General features: G+C 37.9%; 20 protein-coding genes and 1 riboswitch. Of the genes, 13 read left to right on the top strand and 7 right to left on the bottom strand.

Features of this window, described 5'->3' with window-relative positions; translation table 11 throughout:
* Positions 1–34: 34 nt before the first annotated feature.
* On the top strand, positions 35–1,339 hold the full coding sequence (locus GO621_RS14300) for a flavin monoamine oxidase family protein (RefSeq protein ID WP_157568217.1): 1,305 nt from the start codon (positions 35–37) through the stop codon (positions 1,337–1,339).
* On the opposite strand, the gene GO621_RS14295 is transcribed toward GO621_RS14300, so the two are convergent.
* Both GO621_RS14295 and GO621_RS14290 read right to left on the bottom strand, forming a co-directional pair.
* Complete coding sequence (locus GO621_RS14295; RefSeq protein ID WP_157568215.1) at positions 1,308–1,658, bottom strand: helix-turn-helix domain-containing protein; 351 nt, start codon at positions 1,656–1,658, stop codon at positions 1,308–1,310. The genes GO621_RS14300 and GO621_RS14295 overlap by 32 nt on opposite strands.
* The gene (locus GO621_RS14290) at positions 1,655–2,044 is read right to left on the bottom strand and encodes a hypothetical protein (RefSeq protein WP_157568213.1); all 390 of its coding nucleotides are present in this window, start codon (positions 2,042–2,044) and stop codon (positions 1,655–1,657) included. The genes GO621_RS14295 and GO621_RS14290 overlap by 4 nt, the downstream gene beginning before the upstream one ends.
* Before the next feature lie 298 nt (positions 2,045–2,342).
* On the opposite strand from GO621_RS14290, the gene rhaT reads away from it, so the two are divergent.
* The 4 genes from rhaT (at position 2,343) to GO621_RS14270 (ending at position 8,442) form a co-directional block, all read left to right on the top strand.
* The gene (gene rhaT, locus GO621_RS14285; RefSeq protein WP_157568211.1) at positions 2,343–3,425 is read left to right on the top strand and encodes an L-rhamnose/proton symporter RhaT; all 1,083 of its coding nucleotides are present in this window, start codon (positions 2,343–2,345) and stop codon (positions 3,423–3,425) included.
* Between the two features lie 34 nt (positions 3,426–3,459).
* Positions 3,460–5,580: a bifunctional aldolase/short-chain dehydrogenase gene (locus GO621_RS14280; protein ID WP_157568209.1), complete on the top strand. Its 2,121-nt coding sequence runs from the start codon at positions 3,460–3,462 to the stop codon at positions 5,578–5,580.
* 123 nt (positions 5,581–5,703) lie between these two features.
* Positions 5,704–6,978, top strand: coding sequence for a TIM barrel protein (locus GO621_RS14275; RefSeq protein WP_157568207.1), 1,275 nt, complete (start codon positions 5,704–5,706; stop codon positions 6,976–6,978).
* 72 nt (positions 6,979–7,050) lie between these two features.
* Positions 7,051–8,442: an FGGY-family carbohydrate kinase gene (locus GO621_RS14270; protein WP_157568205.1), complete on the top strand. Its 1,392-nt coding sequence runs from the start codon at positions 7,051–7,053 to the stop codon at positions 8,440–8,442.
* Between the two features lie 31 nt (positions 8,443–8,473).
* On the opposite strand, the gene GO621_RS14265 is transcribed toward GO621_RS14270, so the two are convergent.
* Entirely contained in the window at positions 8,474–9,724 is a 1,251-nt protein-coding gene (locus GO621_RS14265) for a serine hydrolase (protein ID WP_157568203.1), read from the bottom strand.
* Positions 9,725–9,804: 80 nt separating this feature from the next.
* Between GO621_RS14265 and GO621_RS14260 the strand changes: the two genes are divergently transcribed.
* On the top strand, positions 9,805–10,383 hold the full coding sequence (locus GO621_RS14260; RefSeq protein ID WP_157568201.1) for a Fic family protein: 579 nt from the start codon (positions 9,805–9,807) through the stop codon (positions 10,381–10,383).
* Here the strand turns inward: GO621_RS14260 and GO621_RS14255 are convergent.
* A complete protein-coding gene (locus tag GO621_RS14255; RefSeq protein ID WP_157568199.1) occupies positions 10,354–10,539 on the bottom strand; it encodes a hypothetical protein in 186 nt (61 codons plus the stop codon). The two genes, GO621_RS14260 and GO621_RS14255, sit on opposite strands and share 30 nt — an antisense overlap.
* Before the next feature lie 268 nt (positions 10,540–10,807).
* Positions 10,808–11,001: riboswitch (cobalamin riboswitch) on the top strand.
* Positions 11,002–11,113: 112 nt separating this feature from the next.
* On the opposite strand from GO621_RS14255, the gene GO621_RS14250 reads away from it, so the two are divergent.
* The 3 genes from GO621_RS14250 (at position 11,114) to GO621_RS14240 (ending at position 14,514) form a co-directional block, all read left to right on the top strand.
* Entirely contained in the window at positions 11,114–12,982 is a 1,869-nt protein-coding gene (locus GO621_RS14250) for a TonB-dependent receptor plug domain-containing protein (RefSeq protein WP_157568197.1), read from the top strand.
* Positions 12,983–13,017: 35 nt separating this feature from the next.
* The gene (locus tag GO621_RS14245; RefSeq protein ID WP_157568195.1) at positions 13,018–13,599 is read left to right on the top strand and encodes a DUF6580 family putative transport protein; all 582 of its coding nucleotides are present in this window, start codon (positions 13,018–13,020) and stop codon (positions 13,597–13,599) included.
* 222 nt (positions 13,600–13,821) lie between these two features.
* Positions 13,822–14,514 (top strand): SIR2 family NAD-dependent protein deacylase, encoded by a 693-nt coding sequence (locus GO621_RS14240; protein ID WP_157568193.1) that lies wholly within the window; start codon positions 13,822–13,824, stop codon positions 14,512–14,514.
* Positions 14,515–14,924: 410 nt separating this feature from the next.
* Here the strand turns inward: GO621_RS14240 and GO621_RS19425 are convergent, their stop codons facing one another.
* On the bottom strand, positions 14,925–15,140 hold the full coding sequence (locus GO621_RS19425) for a transposase (RefSeq protein ID WP_198170260.1): 216 nt from the start codon (positions 15,138–15,140) through the stop codon (positions 14,925–14,927).
* A 239-nt stretch (positions 15,141–15,379) separates the two neighbouring features.
* On the opposite strand from GO621_RS19425, the gene GO621_RS14230 reads away from it, so the two are divergent.
* The gene (locus GO621_RS14230; RefSeq protein WP_157568191.1) at positions 15,380–16,111 is read left to right on the top strand and encodes an SIMPL domain-containing protein; all 732 of its coding nucleotides are present in this window, start codon (positions 15,380–15,382) and stop codon (positions 16,109–16,111) included.
* Between the two features lie 30 nt (positions 16,112–16,141).
* Positions 16,142–16,339, top strand: a complete 198-nt coding sequence (locus GO621_RS14225) for a hypothetical protein (RefSeq protein WP_157568188.1) — start codon at positions 16,142–16,144, stop codon at positions 16,337–16,339.
* A gap of 22 nt (positions 16,340–16,361) precedes the next feature.
* Here the strand turns inward: GO621_RS14225 and GO621_RS14220 are convergent, their stop codons facing one another.
* Positions 16,362–16,838 (bottom strand): hypothetical protein, encoded by a 477-nt coding sequence (locus GO621_RS14220; RefSeq protein ID WP_157568186.1) that lies wholly within the window; start codon positions 16,836–16,838, stop codon positions 16,362–16,364.
* Positions 16,839–16,898: 60 nt separating this feature from the next.
* Complete coding sequence (locus GO621_RS14215; protein ID WP_157568184.1) at positions 16,899–17,357, bottom strand: type I restriction enzyme HsdR N-terminal domain-containing protein; 459 nt, start codon at positions 17,355–17,357, stop codon at positions 16,899–16,901.
* A gap of 62 nt (positions 17,358–17,419) precedes the next feature.
* Between GO621_RS14215 and holA the strand changes: the two genes are divergently transcribed.
* Together holA and GO621_RS14205 are read left to right on the top strand one after the other, a co-directional pair.
* Positions 17,420–18,442, top strand: a complete 1,023-nt coding sequence (holA, locus tag GO621_RS14210) for a DNA polymerase III subunit delta (RefSeq protein ID WP_157568182.1) — start codon at positions 17,420–17,422, stop codon at positions 18,440–18,442.
* A gap of 1 nt (position 18,443) precedes the next feature.
* Positions 18,444–18,788 carry a VOC family protein gene (locus GO621_RS14205; RefSeq protein ID WP_157568180.1) on the top strand — a complete coding sequence of 115 codons (345 nt, stop codon included), beginning with the start codon at positions 18,444–18,446 and terminating at the stop codon, positions 18,786–18,788.
* The last annotated feature ends 17 nt before the right edge of the window (positions 18,789–18,805 follow it).

The raw sequence follows: 18,805 nt of genomic DNA, 5'->3' as shown, positions 1-18,805 counted from the left end.
TCCAACTTAAAGTATATGATTTGGTTTATTATAAATGAATCAAGTTAACACAATCATCATTGGTGCCGGAGCCGCAGGTTTAATAACAGCGTACGAACTCACAAAAGCAGGTAAAAAAGTAACAATTTTAGAAGCCAGAAACCGGACTGGAGGCCGTTGCCATACTTTTTCCGGAGATGATTTTACCATTCCAATTGAGTTAGGCGCCGAATTTGTACATGGCGAACTGCCGCTCACTTTAAAGCTATTAAAAGAAGCAAACATTAAATACGAAGCAGTTTGCGGTGATAATTTCCAATCCAAAAATGGAAAGATTAAACCCTCGGAGTTTTTCATGGAGCATTGGGATGAGTTTGAAAAAGCTTTGAACGAAGTACAAGAAGACCAAACGCTTGAACAGTTTTTACAACAAAATTTTCAGGAAGAAAAGTTTGCCGGATTACGAAAATCCATTATTCAATTTGCAGCCGGTTATGATACTGCCGATCCAAAACGGGTTAGTTTATTTTCTTTGCGGGATGAATGGTTGAGCGATCATGAGGAAGAAACGCAATATCGCATTTCGGGAGGATATATTCAATTAATGGATTTCCTGGCAGATCAAATTAAAAAATCAGGAGGAGAAATCTTTCTAAGTTCAATAGTTAAGCAAGTTAACTGGCAAGTAGGTTCATTAGAGGTAATTACTGCGGATAATGCTTCTTTTACCGGCAAAAAATTAGTGCTTACTGTTCCGTTAGGTGTTTTAACTTTAACCGAAAACGAAGCAGGTGCTATCACTTTCAATCCAAATATTCCTCAACAAATAAAAGCGGCGGCAGAAATGGGTTTCGGTGGGATCATAAAAATCCTGATCGAGTTTATAGAACCTTTTTGGGAACAAAGAGGATTGAACAATCTGCAATTTCTGTTCTCCGAAGAAAAAATACCAACCTGGTGGACACAAAATCCGCAAAAAAATAATGTATTAACCGGTTGGTTAGGCGGAAATCCACAAGATGAAATCCAAAAGTTAAATGATGGGAAAATTCTAAAGGAAGCCATTCATTCGCTTGCTCATATTTTTAAAGCCGATGCTTCTTTTATCGAACAAAAAATAGTATCTGCCAAAGTTTATAACTGGACTGCTGATCCTTTTACGCGGGGTTCTTACAGTTATGCAACTATACAAACTCCATCAGCCAGAAAAACTTTAAAGACCCCTGTTGCCCAAACCATTTATTTTGCCGGAGAGGCTTTGTTTGAAGGCGAACAATTAGGAACGGTAGAAGCGGCGCTGGTTACGGGTGCAGCGGTAGCGAAAGAAATTATTGATGCTCAGGAGTATAAGATTTATTAAAATTTTCTGTTTCATCCAGCTCTTTCAAAAGTTCTTTTTGCTGGCAGTCTTTTCTAATTACTTCATCAATTGGTGTATAAGTTATTTGCGGAACCAATCCAACAGATAAGCTTAATTCAATCAGCTTTTTTAAGGTATGATTAAAGTTGCCGCTTAAAATTTGAGTGATATATCCTTTAGATACGTTTAATCTTGCAGCTAATTCTGTTTGGTTAATGCCCTCTTTTTCCAGGTAAGCAACCAATTGCCTGTACAGTTCATTTTGCAAACTTTCAAACCAATACTCGGGACTGGCTAATATTTCTTCTCTTGTTATCATTGTTTGCTTCTTAAGTACGCTTCTTTTAAGGTCCTAAATTTATTTATATCCTTCTGCTGACTATTTTTTCTGCCACCTGAAAAAATAATGTTACCAGTAAATTCTTCTTTAATAAGATATACTCGTAAGTCGTTTGTTTTAATCTCAAATTCTTTTACGCTGCCTTTCGCTAAAGTTATATCCTTAAACTTAGTATGGTCTAATCTTCTTAGGTTAGCTATATCATCCATCCTCGAAATAATTGTTATCAACTGCTTTTTTAGGTTAGAGTCTCTGATAATTTGTTCACAAAAGTCCTCGTAAAGACAAACCCCATTCACATGCAACTTATAAAACTTAATTTTCCCAACAACTTCTTCTAAGTGTTCAAGTGTAAATATATACATTTTGTTTAGTTATAACTAAACTTTTGTTAAGCTTTTTTAAGTGCTTTTCAACATAAGTATAGTAATTTTTATTAAGTAAAATTATATAATTAATTATTAAGAAATAAAATTACTATTTAAAAGGGATAAAAATTAGTTAAGGAACAAATAGGGTAACAGCTTTTTGAAACAAAGTTCCAAAGCGCTCCCGGAAATCCTTTTTTAATTTCCATGACAGTACATGACAGGAGATTAAGCCCGCTTAACTACTTTTAGTGCGTAACCAATTAGTAAGTTTTAAATATAACCTAACTTATCCATGCAAGTAATACTTGGAGTAATTTTCCATTTTATAGGCGGCTTTGCCTCGGGCAGTTTTTACATTCCGTATAAAAAAGTGAAGGGTTGGGCCTGGGAAAGCTACTGGATAGTAGGAGGCATATTTTCCTGGTTAATTGTTCCGCCGCTGGCAGCTTATTTAACTATTCCGCACTTTGTAGAGATAATAAAACAGACCGATAGCAGTATTTTAACATTAACTTATTTCTTCGGCTTGCTTTGGGGTATTGGCGGTTTAACTTATGGCTTGGGTGTTCGTTATCTGGGCGTATCACTTGGCAGCACTATTATTTTAGGTTTATGTGCTGTTTTTGGTTCCCTGATCCCATCTGTTTATTATGATTTTTTTCCGAAAGAAGGAAAAGATACCATTACGATGTTGCTGCATAATACCTGGGGACAGCTTGTTTTAGCAGGTATTTTTTTATGTGTTGTTGGTATTGTGATTTGTGGAAAGGCTGGTACCATGAAAGAAAAAGAATTGATTAAGCACACGATGGATGTGGAGGACAACAAAGAATATCGTTTTGGCTTAGGTATTTTTGTGGCTATTGTCTCTGGTATTTTAAGCGCCTGTTTTAATTTCGGGTTAGAAGCCGGTAAACCAATGGCTGATGTAGCTAACAGCATTTGGAAAAGCACGCATCCTGGTAATATCAATTTTCTGTATCAAAATAACGTTACTTATGTTGTTATCCTTTGGGGAGGGTTAACAACTAATTTTATTTGGTGTATGATCTTAAATGCACACAATAAAACGTTTTCAAATTATACTGATAAAACAAAGCCGCTTTTACGCAATTATATTTTCTCTGCCTTGGCCGGAACGACCTGGTTTTTACAGTTCTTTTTCTACGGCATGGGAGAAAGCAAATTGGGCAATGGTGCCAGTTCGTGGATTTTACACATGGCTTTTATTATCCTCATTGCAAACATTTGGGGCCTGGTTTTGAACGAATGGAAAGGCGTAAAAAAGCAAACTTATGCAACCGTTCTGGCTGGTATAGCGGTCATTATCTTATCCGTTCTTTTGGTTGGTTATGGCAATTCAATCAATCATTAATTAATTTTAGTATAGATTTCAATTTTTTTTAAATATGTCAGTTTCAACACAACAATTTAAACATGTAAGTTACTTATGGGACGACGCCAAAGCGGCAGAATTGGCCGGCGATGAAGTAGCTTTACTAATTTACCGGTCGAATTTGCTGGGGGCCGATTTGCGTTTGACCAATTACGGTGGTGGAAACACTTCCTGTAAAGCAATGGCCAAAGACCCGCTGACGGGTGCAGAAACCGAGGTAATGTGGATTAAAGGTTCTGGCGGGGACATCGGTACTTTGAAAAAAAGCGGATTGGCAGCTTTATATGTTGATCGGTTGCGCAGTTTAAAAAATGTTTATCGTGGTGTAGAACATGAAGATGAAATGGTTGAGCTGTTTAATCATTCTATTTTCGACCTGAATTCTAAAGCGCCTTCTATTGATACGCCTTTGCATGGCTTTTTACCGTTTAAACATATCGATCACTTGCACCCTGACGCAGCTATTGCAATTGCTGCCGCAAAAGATGGCCGACAAATCACGCAAGATTTATTTGGCGGAACGATTGGCTGGGTAGAATGGAAAAAACCTGGTTTTGAGTTGGGCTTGCAATTAAAAGCTTGTTTAGATGCTAATCCAGGCATTCGTGGTATCATGTTAGGTTCTCACGGTTTATTTACCTGGGGCGATACAGCTTACGAAAGCTATATTAACACGTTAGAAGTAATCGAAAAATGCGCTGAATATTTAGAACAAAACTACGGTAAAAAAGGCCCGATTTTCGGCGGACAAAAAATCGAAAGCTTACCAAAAGAAGAACGTTTAAAACAAGCTGCTGCATTAGCTCCAATTTTACGCGGATTTTGTTCCAGTAAACAAAGCATGATTGGTCATTTTACGGATGATGAACGTGTATTAGAATACATTAATTCCAATGATTTGGAAAGATTGGCACCGATGGGAACCAGTTGCCCGGACCACTTTTTACGTACCAAAATTAGTCCGCTGGTTTTAGATTTAGAACCTGCTGCTGATCTTTCTGATGTAAAAGCATTAAAGGAAAAATTAACGCCTGCTTTTGAGGCTTACCGCCAGATGTACACGGATTATTACATCACCTGCAAACATCCAAATAGTCCGGCTATTCGTGATACCAATCCGGTTGTAATTCTGTATCCGGGTGTTGGTATGTTTACTTTCTCTAAAGACAAACAAACAGCACGTGTTGCCGCCGAATTTTATATCAACGCCATTAACGTAATGAAAGGTTCGGAAGCAATTTCCGAATACACTTCACTTCCCCGTCAGGAAGCTTTTGATATTGAATATTGGTTGTTAGAAGAAGCAAAACTGCAACGTATGCCAAAACCAAAAGTACTTTCTGGCCGCATTGCATTAATTACCGGTAGTGCAGGTGGAATTGGAAAAGCCATCGCTAAAAAGTTTGTAGAAGAAGGGGCAGTTGTAATTTTAAACGATATGAACGCCGAACGTTTGGAAAGTGCAGGAGAAGAATTCAAGAAAACTTACGGTAAAGATTCGTACGGAACAGCAATTTTGGATGTTACCAAATCTACCGATATAAAAGAAGCAATGGATACTGCCGCTTTAACATTCGGCGGTGTGGATATTGTAATTAATAACGCAGGTTTATCCATCTCCAAAACAATTGAAGGACACACCGAAAAAGATTGGGATTTATTATATGATGTTTTGGTGAAAGGCCAGTTTTTCGTTACACAAGCTGCTACCGAAGTAATGCGCAAACAAGATATTGGCGGCGATGTGATCAATATCGTAAGTAAAAATGCCTTGGTTTCAGGACCAAACAATGCAGGTTATGGTTCTGCAAAAGCAGCACAATTACATTTAAGCCGGTTAAACGCAGCAGAATTAGGTGCAGATCGTATCCGTGTAAACGTAGTAAACCCTGATGCCGTAATCAGCGATAGTAATATCTGGGCTGGCGGATGGGCCGAAGGCCGTGCAAAAGCTTACGGAATTACCGTTGCAGAATTGCCTGCTTATTACGCCAAACGTACTTTATTAAACGAGATTATTTTGCCGGAAGATATTGCCAACGCTTGTTTCGCTTTTGTTGGCGGCCTGCTTAAAAAATCAACCGGAAATGTATTGAACGTTGACGGCGGCGTGGCAATGGCTTTTGTACGATAAAAGAAGCATTGTAATTTAAAAATCAGCAGTATGTTTTTAATAACCTTACTGATTTTTTAATATTTAGATTGAGAAGTTAACCAATTATAATCTATCCAGAATACTGGATTAAAACCTAAAGTAATGCAGATTGAATCTTATAAAATAGAAGAACAAAATCAGCAATTGGCTGCAAGTCAACAACGGAAATTTGATTTTGTAAAAGAGCAGTTTTCTAACTCAGAAGCAATTATTCAAAAATTAATTAATTTTCAAATTGCAATTCCAAGTTGGGCATTGGGAACTGGAGGAACACGTTTCGGACGTTTTTCCGGCAGCGGCGAACCACGCAGTTTAGAAGAAAAAATTGAAGATGTAGGTTTGCTGCATGCTTTAAATAAATCCAGTGGCGCTATTTCCCTGCATATTCCCTGGGATATCCCACAAAATTACCAGGCCATAAAAGCATTGGCAGCGCAACATGGTTTACGTTTTGATGCGGTCAATTCTAATACTTTTCAGGACCAGCCAGATCAAAAGCAAAGCTATAAGTTTGGTTCGTTACAAAATGTAGATAAAGCGGTTCGAAAACAAGCAATTGATCATAATATTGAAGTGATTAAACATGGTATTGAATTAGGCTCAGAAGCTTTAACCGTTTGGCTGGCAGATGGTTCTAATTTTCCAGGCCAGTTAAACTTCCGTAAAGCATTTCAAAATACATTGGAAAGTTTGCAGGAAATTTATGCTGCACTTCCTGAAAATTGGAAAGTTTTTGTAGAGTACAAGGCCTTTGAACCAAATTTTTATTCTACCACCGTTGCAGATTGGGGACAATCGCTTTTATATGCTACTAAATTAGGTCCGAAAGCTTATACTTTGGTTGATTTAGGGCATCATCTTCCAAATGCCAACATCGAACAGATCGTTTCTTTATTGCTGATGGAAGGTAAATTAGGCGGTTTTCATTTCAATGATTCCAAGTATGCTGATGATGATTTAACAACCGGAAGCATTCGTCCGTACCAATTATTCCTGATCTTTAATGAATTAGTTGAAGGAATGGATGCCATGGGAATGGACCATGCAACAGGTTTAGGCTGGATGATCGATGCTTCCCACAACGTAAAAGATCCGTTGGAAGATTTATTGCAATCAGTAGAAGCGATCATGATTGCTTATGCACAGGCACTTCTGGTTGACCGAAAGGCATTAAACGAAGCACAAGCGGTAAGTGATGTGGTACGGTGTCAGGAAATTTTGCAAAACGTTTTCCGTACCGATGTTCGTGCTTTGGTTGCCGAAGCACGTATGCGTGCAGGAGGTGCTGCAGATCCCTTAGCACTTTACCGTTCCTTAAAAGTGCGGGAAAACCTGATCGGCGAAAGAGGTTATAAAACAGTAGCAACCGGACTGTAAGTTATAAGTTATAAGTTTTAAGTATAAAGCGGTTTTGGCTGATACCTGAAAGCTGATACCTGAAGGCCTGAAATGAGTAAAATTCCTGTAATAGCCATTTTTGACGTAGGAAAAACGAACAAGAAATTATTCCTTTTTGACGAGAATTATAAAATTGTGTTTGAGAAATCGGCACAATTTAAAGAAACCGTTGATGAAGACGGTGATCAATGCGAAAACCTGGAAAGCTTACGTCTCTCAGTATTTGATTCGTTACGAGAGGTTTTCAGGTTAAAAGAGTACGAAATTAAGGCTATTAATTTTTCTACATACGGGGCCAGTTTTGTTTATATTGATGGAGATGGCAAGCCTTTAGCGCCGCTCTATAATTATCTGAAACCTTATCCGGAAGAACTTAAAACTAAATTTTACGATACTTACGGCGGAGAAGAAGAATTTTCTGTCCGCACGGCTTCACCGGTTTTAGGTAACTTAAATTCCGGTATGCAAATTTATCGTATCAAACACCAGCAGCCGGAGTTGTTTAAGCAGATTAAATATGCGCTTCATTTACCGCAGTATTTAAGTTATTTAATTTCCGGCCGTGCTTTATCTGATATTACCAGTATTGGTTGCCACACCAATTTATGGGATTTTACCCGTGATACTTATCACGAATGGGTAACACGCGAAGGAATTATCGGAAAATTAGCGCCAATAATGCCTGCCGAGCGGGTTTTACCAGCTGCTTTTCCCGGCAACAGTTATTCTGTTGGCATTGGTTTACACGATAGTTCTGCCGCACTTATTCCTTATCTCGTTAATTTCCATGAGCCGTTTATTTTGCTTTCTACCGGAACGTGGTGCATCAGCTTAAATCCGTTTAATCAAACACCTTTAACAGCAGAAGAACTTAAAAAAGATTGTTTAAGTTATTTGCAATATCAGGGGAAACCGGTAAAAGCTTCGCGAATATTTTCTGGTTATGAACTGGAAACACAAGTGAAAAGAATTGCAGCGCATTTTAACCAGCATCCACATTACTACCGTTCCCTGCCTTATGATGCTGCTGTCATTCAGAAATTGCAACAAGAGCCATCCGTAAAAAATGCCGGTAAAAACAGCATCGAACTAAAAGAATCTGTTTTTGCACAACGCGACCTTTCAAATTATGCAACAGATGCAGAAGCTTATCACCGCCTGATCCTTGATCTGATTGATCTGCAAAAAGAATCAACACAACTGGTTTTAGAAGGAACTGATGTAAAAAGGATTTTTGTGGACGGCGGCTTTAGCAAGAACGTTATTTTTATGCGTTTGCTGGCAGAAGCTTTCCCGGATATTGAAGTTTTTGCCGCTTCTATGGCACAAGCTACAGCGATTGGTACAGCTTTAGCCATCCACAGCGCCTGGAATACCAAAGCCTTGCCAAGTGATATTATCGAACTGAAATTTTATTCAGTTACACATCAGGTGAAAGTGTAAAATTAATAGCCTTTTTTGGGATTAGATTTTCTTAATCCTTCTTTCCATAATCAAACTTAAACTTGTTTAAATTAGGCAAATGCTTCTTTTGCCGGGTTAATTCTTGCTGATAAATTACCTGTCCCAAGTTCTTCAAAAAAGGTAGGCACACAGTTTCATATTCATATTTATTGTCGTTGTAAATGCCATCTTCGTTAGATTGTACAACCGCAGTCAGCATAAATTCTACCTTATTTTTAAAATCTACGATGTAAGCATTGTCAATATCATAACCGTAGGAATCACCAATCTTGTTAAAAATTCTGATGTTTGGATTTATTGTTGTATCTTTTTTTGATCCATAGAACAAAAACTTGCAGAACGTTGGCCAGTAATCTGGAGAAGTATATTTAGGGTGATCACTTTCTGTTGGATACATGCTCATGTATTTGTACAAAAACTGATAATCCTCTTTTTTTAGCTGAAACTGTTGTTCTTTCGGATAAACTTCCGGAAACAACAACCGCTTTAAAACTTCCTGCTGATTTGGAATGGTGTAAACGTTCTTCTCGCGAAAATCAAAAGGCTTATTTACCAATTGATCGTGGCTGTCGAGATAACCTTTTCCCTGCAGCATATTTTCCAATTCCATCGGGTAATCGTTCACGTCATATTGTGCAGCTTGTTTATAAATGCTTCTTTTACCGGCAAAAAACTCGATCGGATTGGTATGTTTTGTACTTTCTCCGGCATCACCAACAGCCAGTCTTCCAATAATCCGCGTTTGGTTTAAACCATATTTTTTAAGTTTTTGGTTGATTTCTGCTTTTCCAACAAACTCGTACAATCGGTTATAAGCATCGTTATCACTCACTAATAAAATCTTTTTGATGTAATGGCTGATACTTGGTAAACCGTTTTCGGCAGAAGTATCAATGCTAACTTTGGTTTGTCCGGCAAAAGCACTGTCGGTTATCATTGATGCTTCTTTTATGCCCATAATTTTAAGCTGGTTAGCTTTTTCCAAAGCAAAAATTGCGGTTGGTAATTTTACCGTACTTGCCGGATAGAAGTAACGATTTGGGTTTAAGTTGAAGCTGTATGAATGAAAATGCGGCACATTGTGTTCATCACGGTCGATCTGCGTATATAAAATCTGGACTTCGTTTTTGGTTGGATGTTGCAGGATTTTTCCAAACAACTCAGGCTTTGATTGCAGTAGTTTTTCGAGAAAAACAGTATCGGTTTTTTGGGCGGAAGTTTGCAAGGTGAGAAGTATAAAAAAGGTTGATAAACGAAGCATAGTGTTAAATATAACAGGATTTTGTTTTCTAACGCAACTGTTCTTATAAATCCATCAAACTTAATAACTATCTTTAGTTAATGGATAATACCAACTGGACACCTATCCCGGATGAAAATAAACTTGGCCTGACGGATAAGAATATAATTAATGAATACGAGGCGAAAGGTATTGCTTTAACGGAACTTTTTGTTTTTCAGTTAGATACTGAAATAGAAATTTCTACACAACTGCTTTTACAAATACATTGTTTTGCTTTTGCTGAACTTTATGAATGGGCGGGTTTATGGCGTACTACTATAGTTTCTGTTGGACAGCTTATTCCGCCTAATCCAAACCAGATTTTACAGTTGATGTATCAGTTCCTTGATAATTTAAACTTTAAAATAAAGCAAGCCATCACCCTAACTGATCATCTCGATTGTTTGTCTTTTGCCCATTATGAGTTTGTTCGTATCCATCCTTTTAACAACGGTAACGGCAGAACAGGAAGAATTTTAATGAATATTGTTGCCCTAAAGTTTGGTTATAAACCACTGGAACTTTATCACAGGGAAGGTAACAGCCGGAAGGTTTACATTGAAGCAATGAAATCAGCAGATAAAGGAGATTTTGAACCTTTAACAAATTTAATTAGAAAAGAACTGATTTCCTTTTAGCTCTTGCTCTTTTAATAAGGATAAAACAATTTGCTCAATTTTTGACTTGGAAACTTGTTGGTCCTCTAAAACCATTGTAGAAAATACAGTATTCGTTAGCGTTTCTGCTAAGAAACTTTTTTCTTTTAGTTGAGGGAATTTCTCGTTAAATTTCATTGCTGTACCAAAGATAAAGAATTTAATAAAGATTTATTTAAACTTTTAGGTTCCATTTAAATTGTAAAAAAAAGACCATGCTTCTTTTACCGGGTAAAAATTGGTGTTTTGCATGCATGTAATAAAAACCTATTACTAACATTTTTAGGTGATAAAAGAAGCATCAACCCAAAAAAAGAGAGACAGAAAAAGGTTTAAACAAATCGTTATTTTCATTTCGATTTCAATTCCTTAAAATCCTCCATTTTAAAATCTCAAATCTTATTCTACCTTTGCCCCCGCAATTGGTTTCCGGCCTCAACAACCGGAATTAAAAGGGAATCCGGTGTAAAACCGGAGCTGTCCCGCAGCTGTAAGCTCTATCAACTGATGCTGTTTTTATGCCACTATTTTGGGTAACCAGAACGGGAAGGCAGGCAAAGGGGAGCAAGCCAGAAGACCTGCCTTTCGCAAATAAATTCATAGCTTTCGGGGATTGAAGCTGGAATGCGAATGCTCTTTTTACGGGTGTATTTTCATTTTATGCGCCAATTTTTCTGTTTGCTGTGGGATACGTTCATCTTCACAACAAAAAATGAAAAAAAAATTTTACAAAACCGCCGCAGGCTTCGCGCTTGCACAATTGCTGCTTGGCAGCGCCCCAATTTTTGCACAGGATTCTGTCAGGATTCTTAAAGATGTAGTTGTTTCGGCTACCAAAACCGATCAGAAACAGTTACAAACCGGCAAAGTAATTACGGTGATTACACAGGACCAGATCGAACGCAGTCAGGGCAAATCTTTAGCGCAGTTATTAAATGAGCAGGCTGACGTAATTGTTAGCGGCGCTAACAGCAATCCAACGGCAAACAAAAGTGTTTTTATCCGTGGCGCGGCCAGTGGTTTTGCAGTTACACTGATTGATGGCGTAATGGTGAGCGATCCTTCATCTCCAACCGGCGGCGCTTTTGATATCCGCTTGTTTCCGATTGATCAGATTGAACGGATTGAAATTATTAAAGGCGGACAATCAACTCTGTACGGATCGGATGCAGTTGGCGGTGTAATCAACATCATCACCAAAAAAGGCGGACCGGAAGGCATTGGTGTTTACGGAACGTTAACCGGCGGCAGTTACGGCTCGCAAAAGCAGAATGTTGGTTTTAATGGTTCGTTAAGTAAGTTTTCTTACAATGTAAGTTACACACACGATCAAACAGACGGTATCAGCGAAGCTGCCGACAAAAACAATACCGGAACTTTTGATAAAGACGGCTACAATCAATCATCTTTAAACGCTAATTTTTCTGTTGAAGCAGCGCGAGGGTTACGCATTAGTCCGTTTTTCCGGTTCACTTCCGGTTCTTATAAATACGATAACGGGCCATTTGCTGATGCGCCTAACCAAAGCTTAAACCGTTATTACAATGCTGGTTTAACTTCGCAATATAATCTGGGCAATTCCAACCGTTTTAACCTGAACTATGGTTATACAGATAATACTGCTTATTACGAGTCCAGCTATCCGTCGTCTAACATTGGCCGCTTGCATTTAATGGATTTGTATTACAATCATGATTTTACAGAAAACATCAAATTTTTATTAGGAACAGACGACAGATATACACAAATCAAACAAATCGGTTCTGCTAATGTAACGCCCAATGCTAATCTGTACAGTATTTACAGTTCACTTGTTGTTAATAAAATTGCCGGGTTTTTAAACTTGGAAGGCGGCGGAAGATTTAATGATCATAACCGTTACGGATATAATTTTACTTATGATTTTACGCCTTCTATTAACTTATTAGAAAATAAACTAATTTTATTCGGAACGGTTTCCAGTGCTTTTAAAGCGCCTTTGTTAACAGAATTATTTGGTCCTTATGGCGCAAATCCTGATTTAAAACCTCAAAAATCAACCAATTACGAAGCTGGTTTTAGCACTGCTTTATTAGATAATCAGTTTAATTTACGTGTTGCTGCTTTCCGCAGAAAATTAACGAATGCCATTGTTTATTTAACAAACGGTTACCAGAATTTCGACAAAGAGAACGATCAGGGGCTGGAAGTAGAGCCATCCTACAAATACAAAATTTTAACCTTAACCGGTTTTTACAGTTTTGTTGATGGAACTGCCGTTCGCAATGGCGTAAATACTTATGGTTTGCTTCGCCGTCCAAAGCAATCTTTCGGATTACAGGCTGGCGTACAAGCAACGCAAACGCTCTATGTTAGTGCAAATTTCAGGAGTTATGGACAGCGTAGCGATTATAATTATCCAACTAATGTTACTTTACCTGCTTACCAGTTGTTGGATGGATACGCGCAATACGGAATTAACGGAAGGATTAAAGTTTTTGTGAATGTAAATAACATTCTGGATAAGCGTTACCAGGAAATTTACGGTTACAATACCATGGGCACCAATTTCAATGCTGGCGTAAGTTTCAACTTTCAATAGGATTTAGGTATTTTTGCATGATAAAAGAAGCATTCATGTCTTTAGAAAAAATTAATATCCGCAACAGTGTTTTAATCGGGATGATTTTATTTGCTGCTGCCGGCCGTTTTATCCATTTGGATAACCAAAATGTTTGGGCAAACTTTACGCCGGTTGGCGCCGTTTCTTTGTTTGGCGGCGCTTATTTTACCGATAAAAAAAAGGCTTATTTAGTTCCTTTGGTAACTTTGTTTTTGAGCGACCTGCTGATCAATTATTTGTATTTCCACAAATTTGTTTGGTTTTATGGCAGCGCAGTATGGATTTATATCAGTTTTGCTTTGATGGTTTATATCGGAACTTTGCTTCCGAAAATCAATGTTGTCAACGTGCTTGTAGCATCTTTAGCCTCAGTTTTAGTACATTGGCTGATAACTGATCTAAACTTCTGGCACTATGAAGAGTTATATTCTCCGGGCATCACAGGCTACTTTAAAGCTTTGTATGCTGCCATTCCTTTTGAAAGAAGTTTGCTGATGGGCAACTTTGTTTATGGGTTTATTTTATTTGGCGGATTTGAGTTGGCAAAGCGTAAGTTTCCAAGTTTAAAATTGCAAAATCAGCTGGTTGTAAAATAGAAAGGTAGGCGCTTTGCCGCGTGAGGGATTGTAGTGGAAAGCCCGCAGCGCAGCGAGGACTTGGAACGGAAAGCCCGACCCGCAGGGGCACGCCCAAAACTTAATTTAAAAGCGACGAAGTATAAAGCTTCGTCGCTTTTTTGTTAATGCTTCTTTTATCGACTAAAAATTGGTATTGCTACAGTTTTAAAACATAATTTAGAAACACGGAATTATATAAAGATGAAAAAATTAGTGGTTTTAACAGGAGCCGGAATTAGCGCAGAAAGTGGTTTGAAAACTTTTAGAGATAGCGACGGACTTTGGGAAGGTTACAATATTGAAGATGTGGCTACACCGCAGGCCTGGCGCAAAAACCCGGAATTGGTGCAGCAGTTTTACAACGAACGCCGGAAAACAGTATTGGAAGCGCAACCCAATGCTGCCCATTTTGCTTTAGCTGCGCTGGAAAAAGATTTCGACGTAATTATCATCACCCAAAATATTGACGATCTGCATGAGGGTGCCGGTTCTACTAACGTTGTGCATTTGCATGGGATTATTACACGTTCGCAATCCAGTAAAAACCCGAACTTAACCTATCCGATTGAAGGCTGGGAAATAAAAATGGGAGAGGTTTGCGAATTGGGTTCACAACTGCGCGCACATGTAGTTTGGTTTGGCGAAACAGTACCGATGATTGAAAAAGCGGTTGAAATTTGTGCTGAAGCTGATCTATTTATGCTGGTTGGTACTTCGCTGGCTGTTTATCCGGCTGCAGGTTTGCTAAATTATGTTTCGGATGAAGTGCCTAAGTATATTGTTGATCCGAAAATTCCTGCCATTTCTTCTGTTAAAAACTGCATTAAAATAGAGGAAAAAGCTACGGTTGGTGTATTAAAAGTAGCGGAGATACTTTTGTCATCTCAACCGTAGGAGAGATCTTCATCGAAAAATAAAAGTTATATCGCTTGGAAGAAGATCTCTCCCGTTGGTCGAAATGGCAGAAAAATGTTATGGCGATGAGTTGTACTGCCATTTCCGTAGCTTTAAATCTTCATCAAATATAAAAATACTGGGAATGCGCTTTGAAGAAGGTTTCTCCCTGCGGAAATGACAGAAATAAAGGCCTGTTTAAATTTTGTTCAATAATAATTTTATGGCAGAAAGTTTGACGATTTCTTCTGATGTTTCCAATAGTAGCTCATAATTTCTGTACAGCCGCCTGTCGTTATCGAACCAGGAAAAGGTCCGTTCGATTACGCATCTTTTATGGATAGGTTTAAACCCTGTTTTTTTATCATCGGAACGCACCACGATCTGTAAAATATATCCAAAACGTTTTTTTACCTGCAACTTGGATAAAAGCAGGTCATAACACTATAGAGAAGGCCATTTCTTATGATAATAATAAACCAGTTGCCTTTTGCAAAATTTGCAGGCAACATCCGCCACAGGCACCCGAATTTTACCAAATAACTGATCGCGTCCCAGGTCGGACGCAAACTATACTTCCGCTTTCTTTCATCAAATTGTAAAGTCTTTTTTATAAATTGCCACAGGGTTTCTGTTAAATCGGCAGGGTAGATCTGATTGTCGTTTTGTCACCACAAAAAGGACGCTTTCTATTGGTTTAACTAAACCTATATTAAAATCCCTTACTGAAACTTTAGCCCGGGCAGCCTGATTTGGCTAAAGTCCAGCTAAGAAATCGTACATGCTTCTTTTATCAGTATTTTTCCTTTCTAAATAATCTATTACTATTGCCTCTTTCACTATCTTTAGCAGTAAAACCTCAACCATGAAATCCATTATTACAGCAGCTATTATCGGTGTTGCTGCCATTATTGCTTTTGCTATTATCGGCCGCGCTTACAAGTATCGTTCAACTACGATGGAAACAATTGTAGTTACTGGTTTGGCCGAAAAAGATTTTAACAGCGATTTAATTGTTTGGAGCGGAACTTATTCACGCAAATCCGCCGATCTTAAAAGTGCTTATGCTGCTTTAAAAACAGATGAAAATACAATCAGAAATTACCTGAGTAAAAAAGGCATTGGCAACAATGAAATGGTTTTTTCTGCGATAACCATAAATAAAGAGTTTAGTCCGAAACTGGATGCCAACGGAAGGAATATCGGACAGCAATTTTCTGGTTATAACTTGGTTCAGATGGTAAAAATTGAATCGTCACATGTGGATCAGGTTGATAAAATTTCTCGCGAAGCAACAGAACTAATTGAAACCGGGATCGAATTTAATTCTCAAGCGCCTTTGTTTTATAACACAAAACTAAACCAGGTTAAAATGGAATTGTTAGGCAAAGCCAGTGCAGATGCCAAAGCAAGGGCAGAAACCATTGCCCGAAATGCCGGAAGTGGTTTAGGTAAACTGAAAAAAGCAACAATGGGCGTTTTCCAGATTACGGGCAAAAACAGCAATGAAGATTACAGTTATGGCGGCGCTTTTAATACTTCCAGCAGGAACAAAACCGGTTCGATTACGATTAAAATGGAATTTCAGGCAGAATAGTTTATAGGATAAATAAAAAACATACAACAAATGAAGCCTAAAACCATGTTCTATATTTCTTTAATAGCCGGAATTTGTATTCTTGGCGAAGCTTTATATACGGCTGTTTATTCAACTTCTGCCAGAAACAGTTTTTCTATAAGCTGGAATTTAATGGCTGGCGGTTATTTATTATTTGCTGCTTTTAGAAATTACAAGTTAATGAAAGCAGAAGAAAATGCAGATTAAGCTGAGGTATTTTTAATTAATATCAGGAGGCCTTGTTATGATCTGCCATTATTAAACGCTTTCCCTTCTCAACAGCCAGCTTCCTAATCATTTCTTTAATTTCCCAGCGCTGTGTTTCCTGCTTAATTTGATCCATATTTAAGCAATGTGTACAGACTTGGGTATGGATTTGCAGTTCGCAAAAACGAGTGGTAATATTGGTAATCTCATTTACCGGGATTACAACCAATTCTTTTTTTACCTGGCAAAAGTATTGAAGCTTATCGGCCTCAATTTTAATAAAAGGCACTTGCTTTCGTTTAAATTTCACTACTAAAACGGCAACTACAAACAACAGGCAAAGTGCCATATTAGAAACATAAAACCCGGAAGGCACCGTTGTAAACGACGACAGCAGGGTAATGCCGATTAAAAAAGCTAAAAAAATTTTGCTAAACAGCCAGAACTTTTCCCAGTGTAAAGAATTAGCTTGATGAGTGAGGTTTAGTTGATTGGTCATACAACTTAACTATTTTTCCTCTTTTACGCAGAAATATAAGTCAGGTTACAGATTTTTCTTTTAAAAAGATTCATAATCAGGAAGTTCTTTTAGGAAAAAATATTTCTTCTCCTCAAAATTAATCTTGCAATAAAAATGCTGCAAACCGTTGGTTACAGCCAATAGCGGAACACGGTAAACTATGTTATAGCGTGCAACCTGGTCAAAAACAGCTTGTGTTATTTTTACCGTTGGCGCCTTGCATTCTACCAGTAAAATTTTTTCTGCTGAAGAATTATAAACCAGAATATCAGATCGTTTAGCCAATCCGTGTAAATTCAGTCCGCCTTCTAATTGGACCAAGCTTTTCGGATACTTCTTTTGTGCCACTAAATATTGCACGAAATGCTGGCGCACCCATTCTTCCGGCGTAATTAATAAAGTTTTTTTGCGGATTTCATCAAACAGAAAAAACTGTCCGTTGCGCTCGGTGATCCGAAAAGGGTAGGGCGGCAGGTTAAGCGGGCAGAGGAGTTCCATCAGGCGAAAATCAGCATTATCCTGCATCAAACCTAAAGGGATTTTGTAATTTGGCGTTTGAAATGACTGTGCAAGAAATACTGAAAGACTTAAAAAGCCGAAAGCTGAAACCATTGTATTTGCTGCATGGCGAAGAGCCGTTTTTTATTGACGAGATTAGTAATTATGTTGAACATCAATTATTAAGCGAAGCAGAAAGAGGGTTTAACCAAACGGTTTTCTACGGAAAAGATACCGAACCGATGACTGTTTTAAACGCGGCAAAACGTTATCCAATGATGGCCGATTATCAAATTGTGCTGGTAAAAGAAGCACAGGATATGAAGTGGGGAAGTGATGATGAAAACAAGAAACATATTAACCCCTTTTTAGCTTACCTGGAAAACCCGCTTAAAAGTACCGTTTTGGTTTTTTGTTACAAATACGGCAAGTTTGATAAACGCAAAAAAACCTATAAAGCAATTGAAAAGAATGGTTTGGTTTTCGAATCCTCTCCGCTTTATGATAATAAAATTCCAGGTTTTGTAGAGCAATTTGTTGGCGCAAAAAACTATAAAATCCAGCCACAGGCTGCCGCTTTATTGTCTGAATATTTAGGCAATGACCTATCTAAAATTGCAAACGAACTGGAAAAATTAATGCTGAATGTAGCTGCCGGACAAGAGATTACAACACAACATATTCAGGATAACATCGGCATCAGTAAAGAATATAATGTGTTTGAACTGCAAACGGCCTTAAGCAGGAGAGATGTGGTGAAAGCAAACAGGATAATTAATTATTTTGAAGCCAATCCCAAATCGAACCCGTTTGTGGTAATTTTAGGTACTTTAAATAATTATTTTACCAAAGTGTTGCGTTATCAATATATAGCTGATAAATCTCCTCAAAATTTAGCTAAAGAATTAGGCGTAAGTCCGTTTTTTGTAAAAGATTTTGAACAGGCTGGCCGGACTTTTAATTTCAATAAAACTATGCAAATCATCAGTTATTTGCGGGAATACGATTTAAAAAGTAAGGGCGTAGATTCTTCTTCCGAAAATGGTGAATTGATGAAAGAACTCATTTTTAAAATTTTGCACTGATATGTTAACAAAACTAAGAAGCATTGTTTATCATGTTGATGATTTGAATGCTGCCAAAAATTGGTATGCTGATATTTTTAATATGCAACCTTATTTTGATGAACCTTTTTATGTTGGTTTCGACATAAACGGTTCTGAACTGGGCCTTGATCCTGATGGTTCTGCTTATCCGGGTGGCTTCAACAATATTTCTTACTGGAAAGTAGATGATATCCATGCTTCTTTTACCGCCTTAAAATCTAAAGGCGTAAAAATTAACCAGGAAATTACAGATGTTGGCGGCGGTATGTTGTTAGGAAGCATAGCCGATCCGTTTGGTAACGTAATTGGCTTGATCCAGGATTAAAATTTGATTCCAATTTC

The sequence above is a fragment of the Mucilaginibacter arboris genome (assembly GCF_009754915.1).
Lineage (GTDB): Bacteria > Bacteroidota > Bacteroidia > Sphingobacteriales > Sphingobacteriaceae > Mucilaginibacter_A > Mucilaginibacter_A arboris.
This window is presented reverse-complemented; position numbering and strand designations above follow the sequence as displayed.

What these genes read in the sequence shown, in the direction of transcription:
- GO621_RS14230 (WP_157568191.1), top strand. Translation starts at nt 15,380, where the DNA reads ATGAAATCCATTATTACAGCAGCTATTATCGGTGTTGCTGCCATTATT.
- GO621_RS14300 (WP_157568217.1), top strand. Translation starts at nt 35, where the DNA reads ATGAATCAAGTTAACACAATCATCATTGGTGCCGGAGCCGCAGGTTTA.
- GO621_RS14250 (WP_157568197.1), top strand. Translation starts at nt 11,114, where the DNA reads ATGAAAAAAAAATTTTACAAAACCGCCGCAGGCTTCGCGCTTGCACAA.
- holA (WP_157568182.1), top strand. Translation starts at nt 17,420, where the DNA reads ATGACTGTGCAAGAAATACTGAAAGACTTAAAAAGCCGAAAGCTGAAA.
- GO621_RS14260 (WP_157568201.1), top strand. Translation starts at nt 9,805, where the DNA reads ATGGATAATACCAACTGGACACCTATCCCGGATGAAAATAAACTTGGC.
- GO621_RS14295 (WP_157568215.1), bottom strand. Translation starts at nt 1,658, where the DNA reads ATGATAACAAGAGAAGAAATATTAGCCAGTCCCGAGTATTGGTTTGAA.
- GO621_RS14215 (WP_157568184.1), bottom strand. Translation starts at nt 17,357, where the DNA reads ATGGAACTCCTCTGCCCGCTTAACCTGCCGCCCTACCCTTTTCGGATC.
- GO621_RS14290 (WP_157568213.1), bottom strand. Translation starts at nt 2,044, where the DNA reads ATGTATATATTTACACTTGAACACTTAGAAGAAGTTGTTGGGAAAATT.
- GO621_RS14240 (WP_157568193.1), top strand. Translation starts at nt 13,822, where the DNA reads ATGAAAAAATTAGTGGTTTTAACAGGAGCCGGAATTAGCGCAGAAAGT.
- GO621_RS14280 (WP_157568209.1), top strand. Translation starts at nt 3,460, where the DNA reads ATGTCAGTTTCAACACAACAATTTAAACATGTAAGTTACTTATGGGAC.
- GO621_RS14275 (WP_157568207.1), top strand. Translation starts at nt 5,704, where the DNA reads ATGCAGATTGAATCTTATAAAATAGAAGAACAAAATCAGCAATTGGCT.
- rhaT (WP_157568211.1), top strand. Translation starts at nt 2,343, where the DNA reads ATGCAAGTAATACTTGGAGTAATTTTCCATTTTATAGGCGGCTTTGCC.
- GO621_RS14270 (WP_157568205.1), top strand. Translation starts at nt 7,051, where the DNA reads ATGAGTAAAATTCCTGTAATAGCCATTTTTGACGTAGGAAAAACGAAC.
- GO621_RS14205 (WP_157568180.1), top strand. Translation starts at nt 18,444, where the DNA reads ATGTTAACAAAACTAAGAAGCATTGTTTATCATGTTGATGATTTGAAT.
- GO621_RS14220 (WP_157568186.1), bottom strand. Translation starts at nt 16,838, where the DNA reads ATGACCAATCAACTAAACCTCACTCATCAAGCTAATTCTTTACACTGG.
- GO621_RS14245 (WP_157568195.1), top strand. Translation starts at nt 13,018, where the DNA reads ATGTCTTTAGAAAAAATTAATATCCGCAACAGTGTTTTAATCGGGATG.
- GO621_RS14255 (WP_157568199.1), bottom strand. Translation starts at nt 10,539, where the DNA reads ATGAAATTTAACGAGAAATTCCCTCAACTAAAAGAAAAAAGTTTCTTA.
- GO621_RS14265 (WP_157568203.1), bottom strand. Translation starts at nt 9,724, where the DNA reads ATGCTTCGTTTATCAACCTTTTTTATACTTCTCACCTTGCAAACTTCC.
- GO621_RS14225 (WP_157568188.1), top strand. Translation starts at nt 16,142, where the DNA reads ATGAAGCCTAAAACCATGTTCTATATTTCTTTAATAGCCGGAATTTGT.